Origin of the sequence: Nonomuraea sp. NPDC049028 (assembly GCF_043197735.1) — a bacterium.
Taxonomy (GTDB): Bacteria; Actinomycetota; Actinomycetes; order Streptosporangiales; family Streptosporangiaceae; genus Nonomuraea.
In genome coordinates, this window is the sequence record NZ_JBICTR010000010.1 from 67,711 (window position 1) to 87,669 (window position 19,959).

Sequence of the window (19,959 nt, forward strand, 5' to 3'; positions counted from 1 at the left end):
AGGGAAGTACATGGATCACGCACTACGCGGGAAACCGCGGGAAAGCCCACCTCCGACCTGCGGGGACGCCCGGAAAGCCGGGAAATCCCGGGACGCTCAGCGCCCTGCGGCCGCACACTTCCTGGCGCCGCTGGTGAGCTCGGCGCAGGCGTAACCCACCTCCGGGCCGGCCGCGGCGACCATGGGCGTGGCGGCGGCGGAGCCGGCGCGGTCCTTGCCCTTGGCTTCCGCTCCGGCGTCACCGGTGACGTTGACCCGGTCGTAGCGGCGCGCGCCGGTCAGCACGGCCCACGCGGCCCGGCACACCGCGCTGTAGCGCAGTTCGAGCCGCGCGTAGTCCACCTGCACCGACGCGGTGACGACGGCGTCGCGAGCGCAGCCCAAGGGCTCCGCCGTCCGCCCGGTGCAGTCGCTCGCCTGGCAGCTGCCCGCCGGGGCGGGCGTACGCGGCCCGGTCGGTGAGGCCACCGGGCGGGAGATCGCACCGGTCAGCACCGCGACCACCAACCCGATGGCCACCACCACGACCCCGATGGCGAGGATCGCGAGCCACCGCCGCGTCGGTGAGGAGTCTCTGACCACCCTGAAGGGCATGGTCGACTCCGCGTCATCCTCCTCGTCCACCCCGGGGCCGTCGCCGGTCGCCGTGTACGCCCCTTCGCCGGCGCGCCCGCCGGACTCGGCGGCCAGCTCCCACAGCGCCCGCAGCCGGGCCTGGTCGGCATCGGCCAACTCGCCCAGCGCGGCGACCACCGCGTATGGGGCGAGCGCCTGGCCGTTGAGGTACCGGCTCCAGGCCGACTTGCTGCACGCCGTCTTCTTCGCCAGCTGCCCCAGGCTCAGCGAGGTGCGGTCCTTCATGACGCGCAGTTCGCCGGTGAGGAGCCGCATCTCCGGGCTCAGCGAATCGGCTAACGGTCGCCAGGCGCTCACGCATCCCCCGTCCCCCGCGCGCACGCGGCCGAACTCATGGGCGTCATGGACTGATCTCGAGCCGATGATATTCGGCGAAATCACTCGGTATCTGGAGCGACCAGGCATTCGACCACGAGGATCCGGCCGGTCGGGAGGTAGCTGGTCGGCCCGGCGGTCGAAACGCAGCGGGCCGATCTGCCCTCCGTAACCCAATGGTTGCTTTACGTGTGCTTAGGTAGTCCTTTGACAAGTTTGTGGGCCGGAGTGGGGTTGAAGGGTGTCAAAGTACGGCTGGCGTCACTCGGCGTTCGCGCCTGCGGTGGGCCTGATGGTTTCCGCGCTGCTGTTCGTGGCCGGAGCGGTGGAAACGCTGCTGGTGTCCGTGGGTGCGACCACGGCCCCGCCGGCCGCGGAGGTCGTGGTCACGCTGATCATCGCGGTGTTCCTGACCACCGTTCTCCGGCTCGTCAGGGCCGTACCGGATATCCGGCGGGAGAGTGCCGCGACGGCGCGGGCCGTGGCGAACGTGCAGGCGGTGAAGCCGAACGAGGACACGCTGGTGGGGCGGCGGCTCAAGCTGTTCAAGGAGGCGGCCGAGGCCGGGAACGACTGTGAGGCGGTGCTCGGTGCCCGGTCCGCGCTGGACGACAGCGAGATGGCCAACAAGCACCACCTCGACCACGCGCTCATCTGGGCGCTGCCGGTGTTCGGGTTCATCGGCACCGCGCTGACGATGGCCGCGATGGTCAGCTCCTTCTCGAACGCCCTGGACAACCAGGGGGACCCCAGCGTGCTGATCACCGCGCTCAAGCAGCACGTGCTGCCCGAGCTGGCGTCGGCGTTCGGTGTCACCCTGGTCGCGCTGTTCCTGAGCGTGCTCGCCTTCGGTGGGATGGCGCTGATCGAGCGGGCGGAGCGGGCCAGCGTGGTGGCCGCCGACGAGGTGTTCCTCATCTACATCGCGCGCCTGCCGGTCAAGCAGGTGGCGCCCGCCATGACGGGGCTCACCCAGGAGCTGTCCCAGTCCAGAGGCAGGACCGAGGAGCTGGTCAAGGGCCTGGACGCGCTGCGTACCGCGGTGGAGCGGTTGAGCGCCGCCGAGAGCCGGCCGCAGAAGTACACGCTGGTGAGGGAGCAGTGAGGAAGCGGGCCGTCAGATCGTTCGCGCCGCCGCTCGACCTGCGCTTCATCGACCTGTTCATGTCCATCGTCCTGGCGCTGTCCTTCGTGGCGATCATGCTGACCGTCGTGGCGCGGATGCTGCCGACCGACGTCCCCACGCCGCCGCGTCAGGAGACGCGCCAGAGCGTGGCCCAGCTGCAGAAGCAGCTCGACGCCGCCATGGTGGCCAAGCGAAAGGCCGAGGCCGAGCTGCGCACCACGCAGGCGCAGATCGCCGAGCAGACCGCCTTCGCGCTGCCGTGGTGGCTGATCGGGTTCTGCGCGCTGCTCGGCGTGCTCACCGTGTTCATGAGCTGGCGGATCCGGCTGTGGAACAACGGGAACCTACCACGTATACGCAGCTGGCTGATGGTCACCGTGGTAGTGGCCGCGGTGACGGTGGTGATCAGATCGCTGAGTGACAGTGACGGCTATCTGCTGCTCGCCGAGATCCCCTGGTGGGGAGCTGACGCCCTCTGTCTCGGGCTGTTGCTGGTCGCGTACGTGCTGATCTCCGACATCCGGGCCAGCCACGCCGCGCTCGGCCAGATCAGGGCGCGGTCGGCGCGCGCCTCCGTCCCGGAGCGGTAGAGGATCACGGTTTGCGGGCGACTCCGGCCAGGACCCAGGCTCGCTTCGTCTCCTGGTCGGAGACCGGGGTGCTGGAGCGCCACTTGCGGACGTAGATGAAGCCGGGTTCGACGAGCTCCAGCCCGTCGAAGAAGCGCACCGCCTGATCGCGGCTGCGCGGACCGCCCTTGGGCCGGTTGAGCGCCTCCCGGAAGACGTCGGCGATCTGCTCGGCTATCTCCGGGCGGCCGTCGAAGACGGCGTGGGTGAGGCAGAGGAAGCTCCCGGGCGCCAGCCGCTCGCACAGCCGGGCCACATGCTCGAACGGGCCGTCCTCGTCGGGGATGTACTGGAGCGCGCCAATGATCAGGACGCCGACGGGCCGGTCGAAGTCGATCAGCTGGCTCAGGGTGGGATCGTCCAGCATGGCGTCGGGGTGGAGGATGTCCCCTTCGACCACTCCCGTGCGCTCGTTGGTGGCGAGCAGCGCCCGCGCGTGGTTGAGCGCGACCGGGTCGTCGGCGACGTAGACGACGTTGGCCTCCGGGTCGAGCGACTGGGCCACCTCGTGGACGTTCCGCTTGGTAGGCAGCCCGGAGCCGACATGGACGAACTGCGTGACACCCTGCTCGACCAGGTAGCGCACGACCCGTTCGCGGAACTCCTGGACGTACTCGCCCATCACCCCGGCGTCGGGGATCAGCGCCAGGACCCGCGCGGCGGCTTCGCGGTCGGCGGCGAAGTTGTCCTTGCCGCCCAGGAAGTAGTCGTTCATGCGGGCGACGCTGGGAGCGTTGGCCGACACCCCTGGCCGTCGGGGCGTGTCATTCATTTGTCATCTCCTTCGCTCCCACCCGGCTAAGAGGACAGTAGCAAGCCAAGGCCCGTCCGGGGGGTCTTGTCCTGGTTTGTACTGGCAGGGACTCATGAAAAGTTCATCCGCCGCAAATGGCGTCTCAAGGGGTGTTTCTTAGCTTTGCTGGCGGAAGGGAAGTTCGACTCTTCGGAAGGCGACCACGTGGGACATGATCATGAGGGCCAGCGCGTCAGCCGGCGACGGTTGATCACCGGGGTCAGCTCGCTCGGACTGGGCAGCCTGCTCGCCGCCTGCGGCCAGGACGCGCCGGCAGTGACCACCTCGACAGGGGCGAGCGTGTCTCCGACGGCGACCACGTCCAAGGACCTCACCGCCCTGTTCGCCGACGCCAACACCTGTACGTTGACCGCCACCACCACGCAGGGCCCCTACTACTTCGACGCGGACAAGATCCGCAGCGACATCCGCGAGGACCGGAAGGGGACGCGGCTGCGCCTGGCGGTCAAGGTCCAGGACAGCGAGACCTGCAAGCCGCTGGGGAACGCCGTGGTGGAGATCTGGCACTGCGACGCGGCCGGGCTGTACTCGGGAGCGGAGTCACAGTCGACCGGTGGCGGCGGCCGTCCCGGCGGCACCCCGCCGAACGGCGGCCCGCCCACGGGTGCCCCGACCGGTGAGACCAGCGCGAACGACCTGACCCCGGCGGACGACAAGCGCTACCTGCGCGGGGCTCAGGTCACCAACAGCAAGGGGATCGTGGAGTTCACCACCATCTGGCCGGGTTGGTACCGGGGACGGACGGTGCACATCCACGCGATGGTGCATTTCAGCAACGCGCGGGTGCTGACCACCCAGGTGATGTTCGACGAGGCGCTCAACACCAAGGTCTTCACGCGGTCGCCGTACGCGGCGCACACCGGCCGGGACACCTTCAACGACGGCGACACCATCTACAAGGACACCATGCTGCTGAAGGTCACCGAGGAGGACGACGGCTATCTGGGGGCGATCGTCTTCTCCGCCGACTCCGACAAGGACGGCAAGTGATCAGGCCCCGGCCTCGGGCGGGCGCAGGCGCCGCAGGGCCTCGTTGACGCTCTCGCCTTGTCCGGTGGCGATCGGCTTGCCGTCGGAGTCGCGGGCGACGGCGGAGTAGGCCGGTCCCGGCAGCTGGGTCAACAGGATGGTGTGCCCGTCGCGCAGCAGGTCCTCTGGTGCGAGACGGTGTTCGCCGCCGGTCGGCCAGGTGGCGGGCGGCGACCAGGGCGGGATCAGGGCGCGCTCGAAAACCGGTTGCGGCCACAAATAGCGTGGTCGGCATGGAGGCACTGGTGGAGTCGTTCGTGCGGGACGGCTTCGTGAAGTTGACGATCGGTTCGCGCGAGCAGGGTGAGGCGGCGCAGGCGCTGCTGTGGAAGCAGATCGGCCTGTCGCCGGACGAGCCCGAAGGATGGCGCGAGCCGGTGGTGTGGGCCGCGGACATGACCGGGTATGGGCCGTTCGGCGAGTTGGTCAGGTCGCCCGAGCTGGCGGCCGGGTTGGACGCGGTGTGCGGGAAGGGCGGCTGGCAGCCGCGTGGCGCGGCGGGCAACATCCCGATCCGGTTCCCGCGGCGACCGCCGGCCGACGACCGCGGCTGGCACCTGGACGCCAACGTGTCGCGGCCTGACGGCAGCTGGGGGGTGACCGTCCGCTCGACTACGCTCCTGGTGCTGATGCTGTTCTCGGAGGTCGGCGAGTCGGACGCGCCGACCCGGGTCAGGGCGGGGTCGCAGCGGGACAGCTTCGGGGCGCTGGACGAGCGGCAGGTGTACGACCACATCAGCGCGGGCGGGCTGGTGGACGCGGCCAGCAAGGACCGGCCGGTGGCGCTGGCGACCGGCTCGCCGGGGGACGCCTACCTGGTGCATCCGCTGACCGTGCACGCCGCCCAGGAGCACCTCGGTGAGAGGCCCAGGTTCATGGCGCAGATGCCGTTCATGCTGACCGAGCCGTTGGACCCGGCGGCGGACACGCCGCTGGCCAGAGCGCTCCGCTGAGACCTGTCACTACCTCGACCCAAGGGTTATCGGGGGTCGATCGGTGTCAGGGGCGGGGTGCCGACCTCGATGGCGGCGGCCGCGTCCAGGCACAGGTCCTCGCGGAAGCGCGGTCCGATGATCTGTACGGCCTGCGGCAGCCCGTCCGCCAGACCGGTCGGGACGGCGACCGACGGCAGCCCCAGCAGGTTGGCCACCACGCTCATGCGCAGCGCCGCCGGCCACCCGGCCAGCCACTCGGAATCGAGGTCGGCGCCCACCGGGAACGCCGGGATCGTGCAGATCGGCGCGAGGACCAGCGGGGTCGAGTCCGTCCAGTCGGCCCAGGCCCGCAGGATGGCGGCGCGTTCCATCATCGGGTCGAAGGCGGCGCGCCCGCCCGCTCGCGTCCAGATCTCCTCGTATGCGGCCCAGAACTGGACGAACCCCTTGGAGGCGACCGTCTCGACGGGCGGCTGCTCCTCGTGGACGCGGCCGTAGGAGGACATGATCTGGGTGTAGATCTCCGAGGCCCGGTCCAGGGCGGTAGGCAGGCTCTCCGTCACCCGGTAACCGGCGTCGGCGAGCAGTTTGGCCGCCTGCCGTACGGCGGCGGTGACCCGGGGGTCCGCGTCGAGGCCGGTGACCGCGGCCACCCCGATCGGCGTCGCCGGGGCGGGGCCCCGCAGGGGGACCGGGGCGTACCAGGGGTCGCCGGGCGCGTGGCCGCACATGTGGTCGAAGGCCAGCCGCAGGTCGGCCACCCGCCGCGCGATCGGCCCGTGCACGCCCAGCAGCTGGAACGCGAACGGCGACGCCTGCCCTCGCTGGGCGATCCGGCCCAGCGACGGCTTCAGCGCGGCGACGCCGCAGCACTGGGCGGGCCAGCGCAGCGAGCCCGCGCCGTCGTTGCCGATGCCGAGCGGGGTCAGGCCGGTCGCCACCGCGGCCGCGTCGCCGCCGCTGGAGCCGCCCGGCGTGTGGCCGGCCGACCAGGGATTGCGGGTCGCGCCGCGCAGGTCGTTGTCGGTGTGCCAGCGGATGCCGAACTCCGGCATGTTCGTCCGGCCGAGCGGGATCGCGCCCGCCGCGCGCAACTGGGCGATGTGCTGGGCGTCGCGCTGGGCGACGGCGTCGCGCAGCGGGACGATGCCGAGTGTCGTCGCCGAGCCGGCCACGTCGACGTTCTCCTTGACCGTCATGGGGACGCCGCAGAGCGGGCCCGGCGCCGTGCCGTCGCGCAGGGCCCGGTCGGCCGCGTCCGCCGCGTCGAGGGCCTGCTCCTCCAGCACCACCGTGATGGCGTTGACCTGCGGATTCACCTCGGCGATCCGCGCCAGATGGGCCTGGACCACCTCACGGCTGGACACCTCGCGGGTGCCGATCAGCCGCGCCAGATCTCCGGCGGCCAATGCCCATAGTTCAGCCACGACATCCTCCTTGAGGGGTAAGCGGTGCCGAGGAATCTAGGGCGAGAATTCAGAAAGAGGCAGTCTTGTCTTTCCCGGCCGCGTCAGCCAGCCGGAGAACGCGCAGGTGGGAGCGGTACGAAAAAAGGGCCGGAGGCGATCGCCTCCGGCCCTTCGGAATATCCGGCTAGTTATGCCGGGTGGTCTTGCGCCAGGTGAAACCACCCGGCAGGTTGACGGATATCGTGCGGCGGCCGTCCGCCGTACGGGTGACACGGAACAACCGGTTGCCCCAGCTGTGCCCGACGCCGCCGCGCGACAGATTGAGCCTGAACGGCCCGAGCTTGATCGACTTTCGGTAGCTCCAGCCCATCGAGGTTCCCTCCATGAGATCGCGAGGGCTCCCAGCTACCCGAAAATTGACGAAATATCGGGTTTAGTGTGGTGGTCACTCCACTGTCACCGTCGCGTTCGCCGGGACCGTGGTGCCCGCCACCTGCCCGGTCACCGAGAAGGTGCCGGGGGAGGCGTACGAGCTCGGGTCGATCTGCGCCCACGTGACCGCGACCGAGCTGTCCTTGGACCCGTCGTTGTACGTGGCCACGACGGTCGCCGGCAGCGACGGCGCGGTGCCCGCCCGGGTCCGCACCGCCTCCTCGGCGATCGAGGTGATGGTCACCGCCGGACTCGTCCTGACGTACACCGTGGCCTCCACGGGCGAGCGCAGACCCTCGGCGAGCCCGGCGACCTTGAAGCTGGTGCCACCGGTCTTGACCTGGTCGGCGGTCACCTGCTGCCACGTCACCGCGGCCTGACCCCGGCCGCCGTCCGCGTACAGCGTCTCCACCTTGGCCGGAAGCTGGGGCAGCGTGCCGGCCACCGTCGGGACGTACACCGGCCGCACCGAGTCCGGCGGCACCGCGTACGCCTTCCACTCCAGCACCCCGACGGACGCCGGCCCGGACACCAGTTCGGCGCGCAGCTTCGTCGTCGTCACCGTGTCGAACGAGACCGTGTTGTAGGCGTCGGCCGCGGTCGGATAGGAGGCGGCGCCGGTCACGTCCTCGAAGGAGTCGCCGTCCCATGCCTGGATCTTCCACGACGCCGGGACGCGGACGCCGCCGCCGTCGTCGAAGAAGTACAGGTCCGCCTTGTTCACCCGTACCGGCGACGGCCAGTCGAGCTGCACCCACTGCGTGCCCTCCTGCGGCCAGGTGCCCCAGCGCGGGTTGGCGCCGTCGTTGGAGCGCGGCGGCTCGATGCCGTCGTTGATCGCCATCACCTTTTCCCAGGGCGAAGTGTAGGAGGCGGTCGGTGTCGCGTACGGCGCCACGTTCACCTGCGTGCCCAGCGCGCCCACCGTGACGGCGACCGTGCCGGACGCCGACTTGGCGCCGTCGGTGGCGGTCAGCTTCAGGTGGTACGTGCCCGCCTCGGTGAACGACGCGACCGTGGCCGGGCTCGCCGGATCGGTGAAGAACGCCTGGCCAGGCCCGTCGACGACGCTCCACGTCATGCTGAGCGTCCCCGACGGCAGCCCGTCGTCCTTGACGACCGCGTCCAGCCTGGCCTGGCCGGGACGGTTGAAGGCCGCGTCCTGTACGGCCAGCACGTAGGGGGCCCGGTTGCCTGCGGACGGCGGAGCCGAGCCGGTCGCGTACGCCTGCACCTCCTTCAAGCCCGTCGAATAGCCCGGCCGGTGGGTGACCAGCACGCGCAGCTTCTGGGCGGTGAGGGACCTGAAGCGGACCTCGTTGAGGTTGGCCCGGGGATAGACCGGGTCCTTGGCCTGGCCGGGCACGTCCTTCCAGGTGGAGCCGTCGAGGTACTGCGCCGAGTACAGGGCGGGTTCGCTGTAGCCCCCGGTCTTGCGGTCGTTGTAGAAGTACAGGCGCAGCCGGTCGACGGGCCGGGCCGAGCCCAGGTCCACCTCCAGCCAGTCCTGCGCCTTGCCGGAGCCCTTGCTGCCCCAGTACGGCTCGTTGATCGTGAACCCGTCCGCCGCGCCCGCCGGGTCGCCGTACGAGGCCGTGGCGGACTTGACCAGGTTCGGCCGGGTGGAGCCGAGATCGACCCCGGCCTTCTGGAACAGGTCCTCGACCCGGTCACCCGACAGCTTCACCTCGGCCGGAGCCTTCATCGACCGCGCCGCCTCGGCGTGCACGACCGTGCTCTTCTCAACGCCGCCCTCGACCTTGCCCGTGGCCGGGTCCCAGACCGCGTGCGCGAGCCCGGACAGCGTGACCTTGCGCTTGCCGTCGATGAAGATCGAGTAACCCTCGGGCACGCCCGCGTAGTGCGTTTTTCCGTCGCCGGGCTTGTCCCAGACGATGCTCAGGTCGCTGCCGCGGTAGTTGATGCCGTTGACCGTGAAATGGTCCCAGCCGATGTCGACCGGCCACAGCTCGACCTTGCCGTCGGAGCGCGGGCGCAGGCCCATCACGTCCTCGATGACCGTCCAGTTGCTACTACCGAGGATCGTATGGTGGATCCACGACCGGTAGTCGATGGTCTTGGTGGCGGGATTCCAGTTCGACCAGAACTCGTTGGCGTCCGGGTAACGGGTGTCGCCGCCGACGAACTGCGACCAGGCGTTCCAGTACAGCAGTTGCTTGTACTGGTCGGCCGTGATGTACGGCGAGGTGTATTCGCGCAGCGCCTTGGAGAACAGCGAGAAGTTCCGGGTCGAATTGATCTGCGAGAAGTTGTTCGACCCCGGATGCCCTGCCGCCGCGGCCTCCGCTTTGTCCTTCTGATTAGCGGTATAGGCCGGGAAAATCGGATATTCAGCGGGGTCGGTCCATAGACGGAGCGCCTCCCGATATTTCGGGTCGTCCGTCGGGACCAGGCCGGTGGCGAACGGGATGTAGTTGTTCGATTCCTTCCACGGGATCAGGTTGCCCGTCTGCAGGTCGCGGTGCTTGAACAGCTTGTTCTGGTCGTCCCAGAGCAGGGTGAGGATGCCGTTCTTCACCTTGTCGGCCACGCCCCGCAGCTCGGCGGCCTTCGCGGCGTCGCCGATCAGCGTGTACGCCTGCGCCGCCGCCATCGCGTTGGCGTAGACATAGGCGCCCTCGAGCCGTTCGTTCGCCCGGTTGTAGTAGTGGAACGACACCGCGTCGGCGTCGTTGCCGGTCATCGCCTCCCAGTCGTACTCGATGACTCCGTTCTTGTTGGAGTCGTAGGCGTTGAGCTGCCCGTAGACGTCCTTTTCCGCGTAGCGGGCGAGGTTGCGCAGGATCGCGGGCTGGCCGCCGTGGAGTTGGTAGCTCTCCAGCGCGGAGGCAGAGATGTACTGGGTGTAGCTGTTCGACCAGTTCTCCGGATCACCCGGGTTATCCGTATATTTCGAGTTACGTGATACCTCGCCGGCCGACACCCACGGGCCGTACGAGTAGATCGGATCCCGCAGATACTTCAGATCCTGCAGGAACATCGGCACGGTCAGCACGATCGCGTTGTTGTAGCCGAGCGCCCCCTCCACCGACGTCGGGAACTGGAAGTCGTTGCCCGGAATGTCGGCGTCGAGGAAGTTGAACCGCATCAACCACCAGCGGTAGTAGACGAACTTCTTGATGTTGGCGTCCGGCACGTCGATGTAGGGCAGATTCTCCGCCCACCAGGCGTTGTAGTCCTGGAGCTGCCGTCGCAGCGCCTTCTCCGGCGAGCGGCCCTTGTAGCCGTCGTACTCGTCGCGCGACCCGGCCAGTTCCTCGGTGACGAAGCCCATCTGCACTTTGGTCCGCACGGTCTTGCCCGGCTCGACGGAGAGCGTCCCCTTCAGCGCGCCGTCCGCGACCTTCAGGCCGTCGCCGCTGAGCCGGGGGAAGATCGTGGTCAGCCGGTTCTTCGCCGCCACCACGCCGGTCAGCTCACGGTCGCCGTCCGCGGTCTTGGTGTACGGAGAGGTCACCGTGACCGGCACCTCCAGCTTCGCGGTGCCCCTGTTCGTGACCGCCAGCGTGGTGACCGCCACGTTCTCGTGCGTGATGAACTTCTTGACGGTCACGGCCAGATCGCCGCCCGCGTACTGGCCGATCCAGTGGCTGGGCATCTGCAACCGCTTGCTCACGTCCTCCTTGAGATCCGTGCCGATCGAGACGCTGTAGGCGTCGCGGTTGTCGATGCTCTCCCAGTACGCCACGCTGCCGCCGAAGCCGATGACCGACGGGTCGTGCTCCTTCATGAACAGCGCCCGGCCCCGCGACATCAGCCACGTGCCCGCCGGGTCGTCGCCGGGGCGGGCCAGCATGCGGTCGATCCAGTACGAGTCGCCGCCCTTCTCCTTCTTGTAGATCTCCTCCATCATCTTGCGCGGCTGGTAACGGACGGGCTCGGCCGGAACGGGGTCGGCGCCGGTGAACACCGGCATACCGAGATCGTCCTGGACGGCCGTGGCCGGGGAGCCGGCGGCGAGCAGACTGCCCGCGACGGCTAACGCGGCCAGGCCGGAGAGGGTTTTGCGCACGGAGTTCTCCATGGGGGTGTCAGTCGGCGACGGGCAGCCAGACGCGCATGGTGGCGGGGCCGCGATTGCCCCAGCGGTGGTACGGCACCAGCCGCAGCACGGTGTCCGTGCCATCCGGCGCGTCGGGCGTCGGCCCGTACGGCCAGTCGTCGGTGGCCGGAGTCCCGAGCACGACGGCGACCTCGATCTCCACGACAGGATCGACGGCGGGACCAGCGGCGGGACCGACAGTGTGACCGGCGGCGAGATCGGCGGCGGGGTCAGTGGCGGGCGCGCCCGCGACGGGATCGGGCGCGCCCGCCTCGGAACCGGCCGCCCTCGGTACGGGGACGGCTGCGGACGCCCCTTCCGGAGAGCCGGCCTGGTGGTCGGCCGGATGGTCAGCTGGTTGATCGCCCAGAGGGGCGGCCGGAGGGGCGGCCGGAGGGTCGGCCGGACGCTCGATGGGTGCGGACGAGATGCGGGCGGCCACGTCGGCGAGTGGCGGCTCGTCGGCGACGGACTCCGCGCAGTAGACGAGCGGCCCGCGCTCCACCGCGACACTCCCGCGCAGCGCGTCCACCCGCCGGTCGGGGAAGGTCCATCGGGGAGCCATGGGCAGGTCGAGCCGGATCTCATCACCCGGCCGCCAGTCGCCCGCGACGACGGCGTACCCGGGCTCGACCTCCCGACTACCCGACATATGCGAAATGTCCGACCCATCGGCGGCCGATTCCGTGTCACTGGCCGGTCCGTACGCGAGCGTGGCGCCCTTCGCCCAGGCGGGCACGCGCAGCGAGATCCGCCCGCTGCCACCCGAAAGGACCCGCACGCGCACCCCGCCCGACCACGGATACCCGGTCTCCACCCGCAACGCGAGCGGCCCATGGGTGATCTCGCCGGGCGTGAAGTGGTGGATCTGCACCCCGCCCGCGTCACTCGTCGCCACGTAGGCCGCCAGCGAGGCGAGCGTGCGGGCGATGTTGTTCGGGCAGCACGACACGTCGAACCACGGCGAGCGCAGCCCGCCCTCGGCGGCGTGGTTGACCCCGTTCAGCGGCACGGCCGGCACCCGCACGCGCAGCGGGTTGGCGTAGAAGAACGACCGGCCGTCCAGGGCCACCGCGGTGGCCAGCACGTTGTACAGCGTCCGCTCGGCCACGTCGGCGTACCGGGCGTCGCCGGTGGCCAGCAGCAGCCGGTGCGCCAGCATGATCGAGGCGATGCCCGCGCAGGTCTCGGAGTAGGCGCGGTCCGGCGGCAGCTCGTAGTCCTCGCCGAAGGACTCGTCGGTGTGCCGCGAGCCCATGCCGCCCGTCAGGTGGGTGCGTCTGGCGACCGCCCGCTCCCACTGCGCTTCGACGGCCTTCAGCAATTCCTCGTCGCCCGTCTCCACAGCCACGTCGACGACGCCGCTGGCCAGGTAGAGCGCCCGTACGGCATGCCCGCGCAACGACTGCGCGCGCCGTACTGGAAGATCATCCTGGAAGTAGGCGCGGCCGAACGGGATCTCGGCCAGCGCGGGCAGGCCCCGGCGTTCGACGAAGCGGCGGGCCATCTCCAGGTAGCGCTCGGTGCCGGTGGCTCGGTACAGCTCGACCAGCGCCATCTCCACCACCGGGTGGCCACAGGTCTCCGAGGTGTCCATGAAGCGGCGGCAGATGTGGTCCGCCGCCCGCCTGACCACCGCGGTCAGCCGGTCCTCGCCGTGCATGCGTAGCCTGGCGACCCCCGCCTGGATGAGGTGGCCGTAGCAGTAGAGCTCATGGCCCCACTCGAAGTCGGTGTAGCGGCTGCCGGACCATCGGGTGTTGAGGTAGCCGTCACCCTCCTGGGCCCTGGCCACGGTCTCGGCCAGCTCGGGCAGCGCGGGGTGGTCGGCCCACGCCATCCCCTCCAGCAGCTTGTAGATCTCCGAGTCGCTGAACTCCCTGCCCTTGCGGGGCAGCCGGCCTCGGAAGTTGTCGATCCAGCCTTCGCGCTCCATCCATTCCTGGCAGTGGGCGATGGTGACGTCCCGGTTGAGGGTGACGCGGTCGCCCCAGAAGCCGGGCGCCGGACGTACCGCGTCCAGGCCGAGGGGGGACAGCACACCCGATGAGGGGAGGACAGGATTAGCCACGCAGAGCTCCCGACATGAATCCGCGCACGTAGTGGCGCTGCAGAATGACGAACAGAATGAGACAGGGGAGTGCCATGACCATGACGCCGGCCTGGAGCATGCCGTAGTCGATGGCGCCGAACGTGCCCTGCGTCATGCTGACCACGGCCACCGGCAGGGTGAACGACGCGCCGTCGTTGAGCAGGATGAGCGGTGCGAAGAAGTCGTTCCACGAGGCGAGGAAGGCGAACAGGCCGACCGTGACGAGCGCGGGCCGTACGGCGTGCAGCAGGATCCGGGAGAAGGCCCGGAAGGTGCCGCAGCCGTCGACCAGCGCCGCCTCCTCCAGCTCGCGCGGGATCGCCTCGAAGGCGTTGCGCATCATGAACAGCGCGAACGGCAGCTGGAACATCACGAACACCAGCGACAGCCCCAGCAGCGAGTTCTGCAGGCCGAGGTAGCCGAGCAGCACGTAGAGCGGGATGAGGATCGTCGCGTACGGCACCATGAGGATCGCCAGCGTGGCCAGGAACAGCAGGTTCTTGCCGGGGAAGTCGAACCGGGCGAAGGCGTAGCCGCCCAGCGCGGAGACGATCAGCGTGCCGGCGACGGTCATCGACGACACCAGCACGCTGTTGGTGGCGTAGGTGCCGACGCCCTCGCCGAACTGGGCCATCTTCAGGTAGTTGGACGGCTCCTCCAGCGACGCCCAGCCGCTCCACACCAGCGGGAACAGGAACAGAATGGCCAGCGCCGTGACAGTGGGGTAATACCGCATCATTGGTCGTTCACCGCTCCTCACTCCCTCCGCGGGCCGCTCGTTCCTCGCGGACCGCTCCGTTCGCTGCGTCGGGTTCACTCCTCACTTGAGCCTCCGCATCAGCAGAGTGTTGAACCCGACCAGGGCGACCAGCAGCACGACGGACAGCGCCGCCGCCCCGCCGAGGTCGAAGCGGAAGAACGCGTCGCGGTAGACGACCATGACCATCGAGACCGTGCTGTTGTCCGGGCCGCCGTTGGTGAAGATGAAGAACTGGTCGAAGGCCAGCAGCGAGCCCGTGATGCTGAGGATCAGCATCAGCGCCAGCGTCGGGCGCAGCAGCGGCATCGTGATCTTGGTGAAGATCTGCCAGCGGTTGGCGCCGTCACTCTTGGCCGCCTCGTACACCTCGACGGGGATCGACTGCAGGCCGGTCAGCAGGATGAGCATGTTGAACCCGGCGAAGCGCCACAGCACGAGCGCGATCGTGGAGAACAACGCCATGTTGGGCGTGCCGATCCACTTCACCGGCTCGTGCGTGATCCCCAGCGTCTGGAGCAGCGGGTCGATCGGGCCGAAGTCGTTGTTCAGCATGCCGTAGAACAGCAGCGCGGCGGCGGCGAAGCCGACGGCTCCCGGCAGGAAGAACGCGGTACGGAAGAACGCGACGCCGGGGCGGCGCTCCTGCACCAGGAGCGCCAGGCCGAGCGCGACGGCCGACAGCAGGACGGTGGTGATGGCGGTGTACTTCAGCGTGAAGAGCACCGCGTCGAAGAACAGCGGGTTCTTGGGGATCTTGGCGTAGTTGTCGGGGGCGTTGAAGACCGCCTGGCCCAGCAGCGGCCAGCGGTTCAGCGACATCCAGACGACCAGCACCAGCGGTGCGAGGAACAGGACGCCCACGATGACGGCGGTCGGTGCGGCGTACAGCCAGCCCTGGACCTGCCTGCCCCGCCATCGGGCGGACGGCACTGTGTGGGCCGCCCGCCGCCCCGGAGGTCGCGCTCCCGGCGAAGTCGGGAGCTTTTTGAGCGACCGACTCGCCGAACGGAGTGAGGCCATAAGCACGATCATTGCTGCAGGGACTTCGTTATCTCGGCATTTAGCTGGGGCACCTTCGAGGCGTCGCCGAACACCGCTTCGCGGGCCAGTCGCAGCCACGGCCCCTGCGGGTCGTTGAACGTCTGGCCGAAGCGCAACGCGTAAGGCGTCTGCCCCTTGGCCACCAGCGAGTTGATCAGCACCACACGCGGGTCCTCAGCCGAGTACTTGTTGTTGGCCAGGTCCGTACGCGCGAGCACGTCCTTGTTCTTGGCCATGACCTCGACCTGCGCGTCATCGGAGACGGTCCAGGACAGGAAGTCCCAGGCCGCGTCGGCGTTCTTGGACGTCGAGGAGATGCCGATCGAGTCGCCGCCCACGAACGTCGACTCGCCGCCGTCGGGACCGGCGATGGGGGTGACGCCGATCTTCATGTCGGCGGGCATCGTGCCGAGCGTGGTCGACGGCATGGGCATGACGCCGATCTCGCCCTTGGGGAAGAAGCCGGTCCAGGTCGGGCCCTGCTCCTCCTTGGCCGTCGGGCCGGTGACCTTCTTCTCGTACAGGTCGCGGTAGGTCTTGAACACCTCGGTCATCGCGGGCTGGTCGTTGAGCGAGGTGGTGCCTTCGGCGTTCATGACCTGGGCGCCGGCCGCCCAGACCGAGGGCCAGAAGGTGAAGACGTAACAGCCGCCGCAGTTGCCGCCGAAGAACGTACCGTGCACCTTGCCGTCCTTGCCCAGCTTCTGCTGGATCGTGGTGGCCTGCTGGGCGAACTCCTTCAGCGTCTTGGGCCCCTTCTCCGGGTCGAGCCCGGCCTTGGCGTAGAGGTCCTTGTTCCAGAACCAGACCGACAGGTCCAGGGTGTGGGGCAGGGTGTAGAGCTTGCCGTCCAGCGTGCCCAGCTTCATGTGGGAGGGCGCGAGACCGGCCTTGTACGGCAGGGCGTTGACCCGGTCGGTGATGTCCATGAACAGGCCCTGCGAGGTGTAGTTCGGGACGAAGATCACGTCGGCCGCGAACACGTCCGGCAGCTGCTTGGCCCCGGCCGCGGCAGCGATGCGCGGCTGGTAGTTGTCCGTCGGGATGACGGTCAGTTTCACTTGGTTCTTGTGACTGCTGTTGTAGGCCTTCACCAGCCGTTCGCTCTGGGCCTGCGTCGCCGCGCGGGTCCACATGGTGATCGTGACCGGGCCTGCCGCTTGGGGCTGCTTCTCGCTCCCACCGCTCCCGCTGCTGCCGCAAGCGGCGGCTGTGAGCGCTAACAAACCGAGGAAGGCGATCCCAGCCAGCCGTCGTCTCATGGTTGTCTCCTTCGGGACCCCCGTGAACTGAAAGGTTTTCGGAAACGTAGAAGAAACATTGGGGCCTGTCAATGGGTATTATGGTTTGTCCTAGATACCGGGTTACTGAAAAGGGTTTCGAAAATATGGCGGGTAGGCGCGCGACCATCAACGACGTGGCCTCCCTGGCCGGGGTGTCGATCGCCACGGCCTCCAAGGCGCTCAACGGGCGGCAGGACGTGCGGGCCTCGACCCGTCAGCGCGTGCTCGCCGCGGCGGAGGAGCTCTCCTTCCAGCCGAACGCCCTGGCCAGGGGGCTGCTGTCCGGCCAGACGCGGACGGTCGGGCTGCTCACCTCTGACAGCGCGGGCCGGTTCGGCATCCCGGTGCTGCTCGGCGCGGAGGACGCGTTCGGCGCGGGGGAGATGGCGGTGCTGCTCTGCGACGCCCGCGGCGACGCCATCAGGGAGCAGCACCACCTGCGCGCACTGCTGTCGCGCCGCGTCGACGGGCTGATCGTGGTGGGCGAGAGCACCAACCCGCGGCCGTCGGTCAGCCGCGATCTCGGAGTGCCGGTGGTCTACGCCTACGGGCCGTCGGACGATCCGGAGGACGTGTCGTTCGTGCCGGACGACGTGGGCGGCGCGGTGATGGCGGTCAACCATCTGATCGCGCTGGGCCGGCGGCGGATCGCGCACGTCACCGGGCCCGAGCACTACAAGGCGGCCCGTGATCGCGTGGCGGGCGTGGAGCTGGCGCTGTCCGAGGCGGGTCTGGAGCAGGCGGGCGAGACGCTCTGGGGCGCGTGGTCGCAGCGGTGGGGGCGGCACGCGGCGGAGATGCTGCTGATGGCCCAGCCGGAGATCGACGCGGTGTTCTGCGGCAGCGACCAGGTCGCGGCCGGGTTCGTGGAGGCGGTCCGCGAGCGGGGGCGGCGGGTGCCCGACGACATCGCGGTGATCGGCTACGACAACTGGGAGGTGCTGTCGACCGAGACGCGCCCGGCCCTGACGACCGTGGACATGAACCTCGAGCTCCTCGGCAGGACGGCCGCCCAGCACCTGTTCGCGGCCATCGACGGACGGGCCACGCCGGGCATCCATCGCATGCCCTGCCAGCTGGTGATCCGAGACTCCACGGCGTCGTCGGCGTAACCGCGCACGGAGAGCCGGTTCTGGCTGGCGGCTCCAAGGATATGTTAGCGTTAACATTCTGTGTGGGTCCTTGAGCACCAAAGATGAGGGCCGCTCACTGCGAAGTCAAGAGATCTCGTGTGACGCGACCGTAATCCTACGACCTCTTGACGAGACCTGTTGTTAACGTTCACAGTCATGCCAAGCCAGGAAGGGAGCACGGCAGTGGGAGCGACCCAGGGGCGTCGACCGCCGGTCATGGCCGATGTGGCCAAAGAGGCCGGGGTATCGCACCAGACGGTCTCACGCGTGCTCAACGAGCATCCCAACGTGCGCAGCGAGACCCGCGCGCGGGTGATGGAGGCGATCGACAAGCTCGGCTACCGCCGCAACCTCGTCGCCCGTGCCCTGGTCACCAAGCACTCCAGGACGCTCGGCGTGGTCAGCTTCGACACCACGCTGTACGGCCCGGCCAGCACGGTCTACGGCATCGAGCAGGCGGCCCGGGGGGCCGGCTACTTCGTCAGCATCGTGAGTCTCAAGTCCATCGACAAGATCGGCGTCAGTGACGCCCTCGACTACCTGGCCGACCAGGGCGTCGACGGCATCGTCGTGGTCGCGCCGCAACGGTCGGCCGCCCAGGCGCTGGGCGAGCTCCCGTTCGGGGTGCCCACGGTCGCCGTCGAGGGCGGCGAGGCCGGTGACGTGTCGGTCGTCTGCGTCGACCAGGTCCGCGGCGGCAGGATGGCCACCGAGCACCTGCTCTCCCTGGGGCACGAGACGGTCTGGCACATCCGCGGCCCCTCCGACTGGCTGGAGGCCGAGGGACGCGTGGCCGGGTGGCGGGCCGCGCTGAAGCAGGCGGGCCGACCGGCCCCTGAGCCGCTCGCCGGAGACTGGAGCCCGCGCTCGGGATACGAGGCGGGACGCAGCCTGGCGAGCATGAAGGACGTCACGGCGGTGTTCGTCGCCAACGATCAGATGGCGCTGGGCGTGCTGCGGGCGTTCACCGAGCAGGGGGTGAGAGTGCCCGACCAGGTGAGCGTCGTCGGTTTCGACGACATCCCCGAATCGGAGTTCTTCTCGCCGCCGCTCACCACCATCAGGCAGGACTTCGGCGCGGTGGGCAGGCACAGCATCGAGGTGCTCCTTCGGCAGATCGAGGGCCAAGGCTCCCACGAGCGCGAACGCCTCGTGGTCCCGCCCTCGCTCGTCTCCCGGGCCAGTACGGCCCGGCGGTAGGCCGTACACGATAGGAAGCGCGCACGCACCCACGCTTTTGGTGTTAGCGCTCACATCAGAAGGGACCCCCACGTGTTGAAGAGGATCTCGGTGTTGATGCTCGCCGGGTTCACCGCCATGGCGGTGGCCGGATGCGGCAGTGGCGGCGGCGGTGGCGGTGGCGCGATCACCATGGGCTTCTCGCAGGTCGGCGCGGAGAGCGGCTGGCGCACCGCGAACACCAAGTCGGTGCAGGACTCGGCCAAGTCAGCCGGGATCACCCTGAAGTTCTCGGACGCCCAGCAGAAACAGGAGAACCAGATCAAGGCGATCCGCTCCTACATCCAGCAGAAGGTGGATGTCATCGCCTTCTCGCCGGTGGTGGAGTCGGGCTGGGACACCGTGCTCAAGGAGGCCAAGGACGCGAAGATCCCGGTGATCCTCACCGACCGGGCCGTGGACTCCAAGGACACCTCGCTCTACAAGACCTTCCTCGGCTCGGACTTCATCGAGGAGGGCCGCAAGGCCGGCAAGTGGCTGGTGGACGAGTACAAGAGCAGCACCGACCCGGTCAAGATCGTCGAGCTGCAGGGCACCACGGGCTCGGCGCCGGCCAACGACCGCAAGGCGGGCTTCCAGGAGGTCATCAAGGCCGAGCCCAAGTTCCAGATCGTCGCTTCGCAGACCGGCGACTTCACCCGGGCCAAGGGCAAGGAGGTCATGGAGGCCTTCCTGAAGTCCACTCCGGACATCGACGTGCTTTACGCGCACAATGACGACATGGGGCTGGGTGCGATCGAGGCCATCGAGGGCGCGGGCAAGGTGCCCGGCAAGGACATCAAGATCATCACGGTCGACGCCGTCAAGGACGGCATGCAGGCGCTCGCCGACGGAAAGATCAACTACATCGTCGAGTGCTCCCCGCTGCTCGGCCCGCAGCTGATGGACCTGGCCAAGAAGGTCGTCAAGAACGAGACCGTGCCGACCCGCGTGATCACGCAGGAGACGGCGTTCAACCAGGAGCAGGCCAAGGCCGCTCTGCCCAACCGCCAGTACTGACCGCCGACCGGGCCGGCCCTCGCG

At 69.0% G+C, this 19,959-nt stretch carries 17 protein-coding genes; 7 read left to right on the forward strand and 10 right to left on the reverse strand.

Translation table 11 applies throughout. The features are described 5' to 3' along the window. Positions 1-96: 96 nt before the first annotated feature. Positions 97-933, reverse strand: a complete 837-nt coding sequence (locus tag ACGFJ2_RS36910; RefSeq protein WP_358181309.1) for a helix-turn-helix domain-containing protein — start codon at positions 931-933, stop codon at positions 97-99. A 259-nt stretch (positions 934-1,192) separates the two neighbouring features. Here ACGFJ2_RS36910 and ACGFJ2_RS36915 point away from each other — a divergent pair, with 259 nt between their 5' ends. Together ACGFJ2_RS36915 and ACGFJ2_RS36920 are read left to right on the forward strand one after the other, a co-directional pair. Next, on the forward strand, positions 1,193-2,056 hold the full coding sequence (locus ACGFJ2_RS36915) for a hypothetical protein (RefSeq protein ID WP_393476426.1): 864 nt from the start codon (positions 1,193-1,195) through the stop codon (positions 2,054-2,056). Next, positions 2,053-2,667 (forward strand): hypothetical protein, encoded by a 615-nt coding sequence (locus ACGFJ2_RS36920; protein ID WP_357939888.1) that lies wholly within the window; start codon positions 2,053-2,055, stop codon positions 2,665-2,667. The genes ACGFJ2_RS36915 and ACGFJ2_RS36920 overlap by 4 nt, the downstream gene beginning before the upstream one ends. Positions 2,668-2,671: 4 nt before the next feature. On the opposite strand, the gene ACGFJ2_RS36925 is transcribed toward ACGFJ2_RS36920, so the two are convergent. After that, entirely contained in the window at positions 2,672-3,478 is an 807-nt protein-coding gene (locus tag ACGFJ2_RS36925; protein WP_393476429.1) for an SAM-dependent methyltransferase, read from the reverse strand. A 186-nt stretch (positions 3,479-3,664) separates the two neighbouring features. Between ACGFJ2_RS36925 and ACGFJ2_RS36930 the strand changes: the two genes are divergently transcribed. After that, positions 3,665-4,510 carry an intradiol ring-cleavage dioxygenase gene (locus ACGFJ2_RS36930; RefSeq protein ID WP_393476432.1) on the forward strand — a complete coding sequence of 282 codons (846 nt, stop codon included), beginning with the start codon at positions 3,665-3,667 and terminating at the stop codon, positions 4,508-4,510. On the opposite strand, the gene ACGFJ2_RS36935 is transcribed toward ACGFJ2_RS36930, so the two are convergent. Continuing rightward, positions 4,511-4,768: a hypothetical protein gene (locus ACGFJ2_RS36935; protein WP_393476435.1), complete on the reverse strand. Its 258-nt coding sequence runs from the start codon at positions 4,766-4,768 to the stop codon at positions 4,511-4,513. It lies immediately after the preceding gene. Positions 4,769-4,782: 14 nt separating this feature from the next. Here ACGFJ2_RS36935 and ACGFJ2_RS36940 point away from each other — a divergent pair, with 14 nt between their 5' ends. Continuing rightward, entirely contained in the window at positions 4,783-5,502 is a 720-nt protein-coding gene (locus ACGFJ2_RS36940) for a phytanoyl-CoA dioxygenase family protein (protein ID WP_393476438.1), read from the forward strand. Positions 5,503-5,528: 26 nt separating this feature from the next. Here the strand turns inward: ACGFJ2_RS36940 and ACGFJ2_RS36945 are convergent, their stop codons facing one another. The 7 genes from ACGFJ2_RS36945 to ACGFJ2_RS36975 all read right to left on the reverse strand — a co-directional run bounded on the left by ACGFJ2_RS36945 (position 5,529) and on the right by ACGFJ2_RS36975 (position 16,543). Continuing rightward, a complete protein-coding gene (locus ACGFJ2_RS36945) occupies positions 5,529-6,911 on the reverse strand; it encodes an amidase (protein ID WP_393476441.1) in 1,383 nt (460 codons plus the stop codon). Between the two features lie 166 nt (positions 6,912-7,077). After that, positions 7,078-7,278, reverse strand: a complete 201-nt coding sequence (locus ACGFJ2_RS36950; protein ID WP_357939902.1) for a DUF4236 domain-containing protein — start codon at positions 7,276-7,278, stop codon at positions 7,078-7,080. 60 nt (positions 7,279-7,338) lie between these two features. Continuing rightward, on the reverse strand, positions 7,339-11,358 hold the full coding sequence (locus tag ACGFJ2_RS36955) for an Ig-like domain-containing protein (protein ID WP_393476445.1): 4,020 nt from the start codon (positions 11,356-11,358) through the stop codon (positions 7,339-7,341). A gap of 19 nt (positions 11,359-11,377) precedes the next feature. Further along, positions 11,378-13,459, reverse strand: coding sequence for a glycoside hydrolase family 127 protein (locus ACGFJ2_RS36960; protein WP_393476448.1), 2,082 nt, complete (start codon positions 13,457-13,459; stop codon positions 11,378-11,380). After that, positions 13,452-14,219: a carbohydrate ABC transporter permease gene (locus tag ACGFJ2_RS36965; protein ID WP_357939908.1), complete on the reverse strand. Its 768-nt coding sequence runs from the start codon at positions 14,217-14,219 to the stop codon at positions 13,452-13,454. The genes ACGFJ2_RS36960 and ACGFJ2_RS36965 overlap by 8 nt, the downstream gene beginning before the upstream one ends. Positions 14,220-14,300: 81 nt before the next feature. Continuing rightward, complete coding sequence (locus tag ACGFJ2_RS36970) at positions 14,301-15,170, reverse strand: carbohydrate ABC transporter permease (RefSeq protein ID WP_393476452.1); 870 nt, start codon at positions 15,168-15,170, stop codon at positions 14,301-14,303. 98 nt (positions 15,171-15,268) lie between these two features. Continuing rightward, on the reverse strand, positions 15,269-16,543 hold the full coding sequence (locus ACGFJ2_RS36975) for a sugar ABC transporter substrate-binding protein (RefSeq protein ID WP_357939912.1): 1,275 nt from the start codon (positions 16,541-16,543) through the stop codon (positions 15,269-15,271). Between the two features lie 125 nt (positions 16,544-16,668). On the opposite strand from ACGFJ2_RS36975, the gene ACGFJ2_RS36980 reads away from it, so the two are divergent. From ACGFJ2_RS36980 to ACGFJ2_RS36990, 3 genes are all read left to right on the forward strand, one after another. Continuing rightward, positions 16,669-17,676: a LacI family DNA-binding transcriptional regulator gene (locus tag ACGFJ2_RS36980; protein ID WP_357939914.1), complete on the forward strand. Its 1,008-nt coding sequence runs from the start codon at positions 16,669-16,671 to the stop codon at positions 17,674-17,676. A 237-nt stretch (positions 17,677-17,913) separates the two neighbouring features. Continuing rightward, positions 17,914-18,897, forward strand: coding sequence for a LacI family DNA-binding transcriptional regulator (locus tag ACGFJ2_RS36985; RefSeq protein WP_393477131.1), 984 nt, complete (start codon positions 17,914-17,916; stop codon positions 18,895-18,897). A 72-nt stretch (positions 18,898-18,969) separates the two neighbouring features. Continuing rightward, a complete protein-coding gene (locus tag ACGFJ2_RS36990) occupies positions 18,970-19,935 on the forward strand; it encodes an ABC transporter substrate-binding protein (protein WP_357939916.1) in 966 nt (321 codons plus the stop codon). Positions 19,936-19,959 lie beyond the last annotated feature (24 nt).

What these genes read in the sequence shown, in the direction of transcription:
- ACGFJ2_RS36950 (WP_357939902.1), bottom strand. Translation starts at nt 7,278, where the DNA reads ATGGAGGGAACCTCGATGGGCTGGAGCTACCGAAAGTCGATCAAGCTC.
- ACGFJ2_RS36980 (WP_357939914.1), top strand. Translation starts at nt 16,669, where the DNA reads ATGGCGGGTAGGCGCGCGACCATCAACGACGTGGCCTCCCTGGCCGGG.
- ACGFJ2_RS36940 (WP_393476438.1), top strand. Translation starts at nt 4,783, where the DNA reads ATGGAGGCACTGGTGGAGTCGTTCGTGCGGGACGGCTTCGTGAAGTTG.
- ACGFJ2_RS36965 (WP_357939908.1), bottom strand. Translation starts at nt 14,219, where the DNA reads ATGATGCGGTATTACCCCACTGTCACGGCGCTGGCCATTCTGTTCCTG.
- ACGFJ2_RS36985 (WP_393477131.1), top strand. Translation starts at nt 17,914, where the DNA reads ATGGCCGATGTGGCCAAAGAGGCCGGGGTATCGCACCAGACGGTCTCA.
- ACGFJ2_RS36925 (WP_393476429.1), bottom strand. Translation starts at nt 3,478, where the DNA reads ATGAATGACACGCCCCGACGGCCAGGGGTGTCGGCCAACGCTCCCAGC.
- ACGFJ2_RS36975 (WP_357939912.1), bottom strand. Translation starts at nt 16,543, where the DNA reads ATGAGACGACGGCTGGCTGGGATCGCCTTCCTCGGTTTGTTAGCGCTC.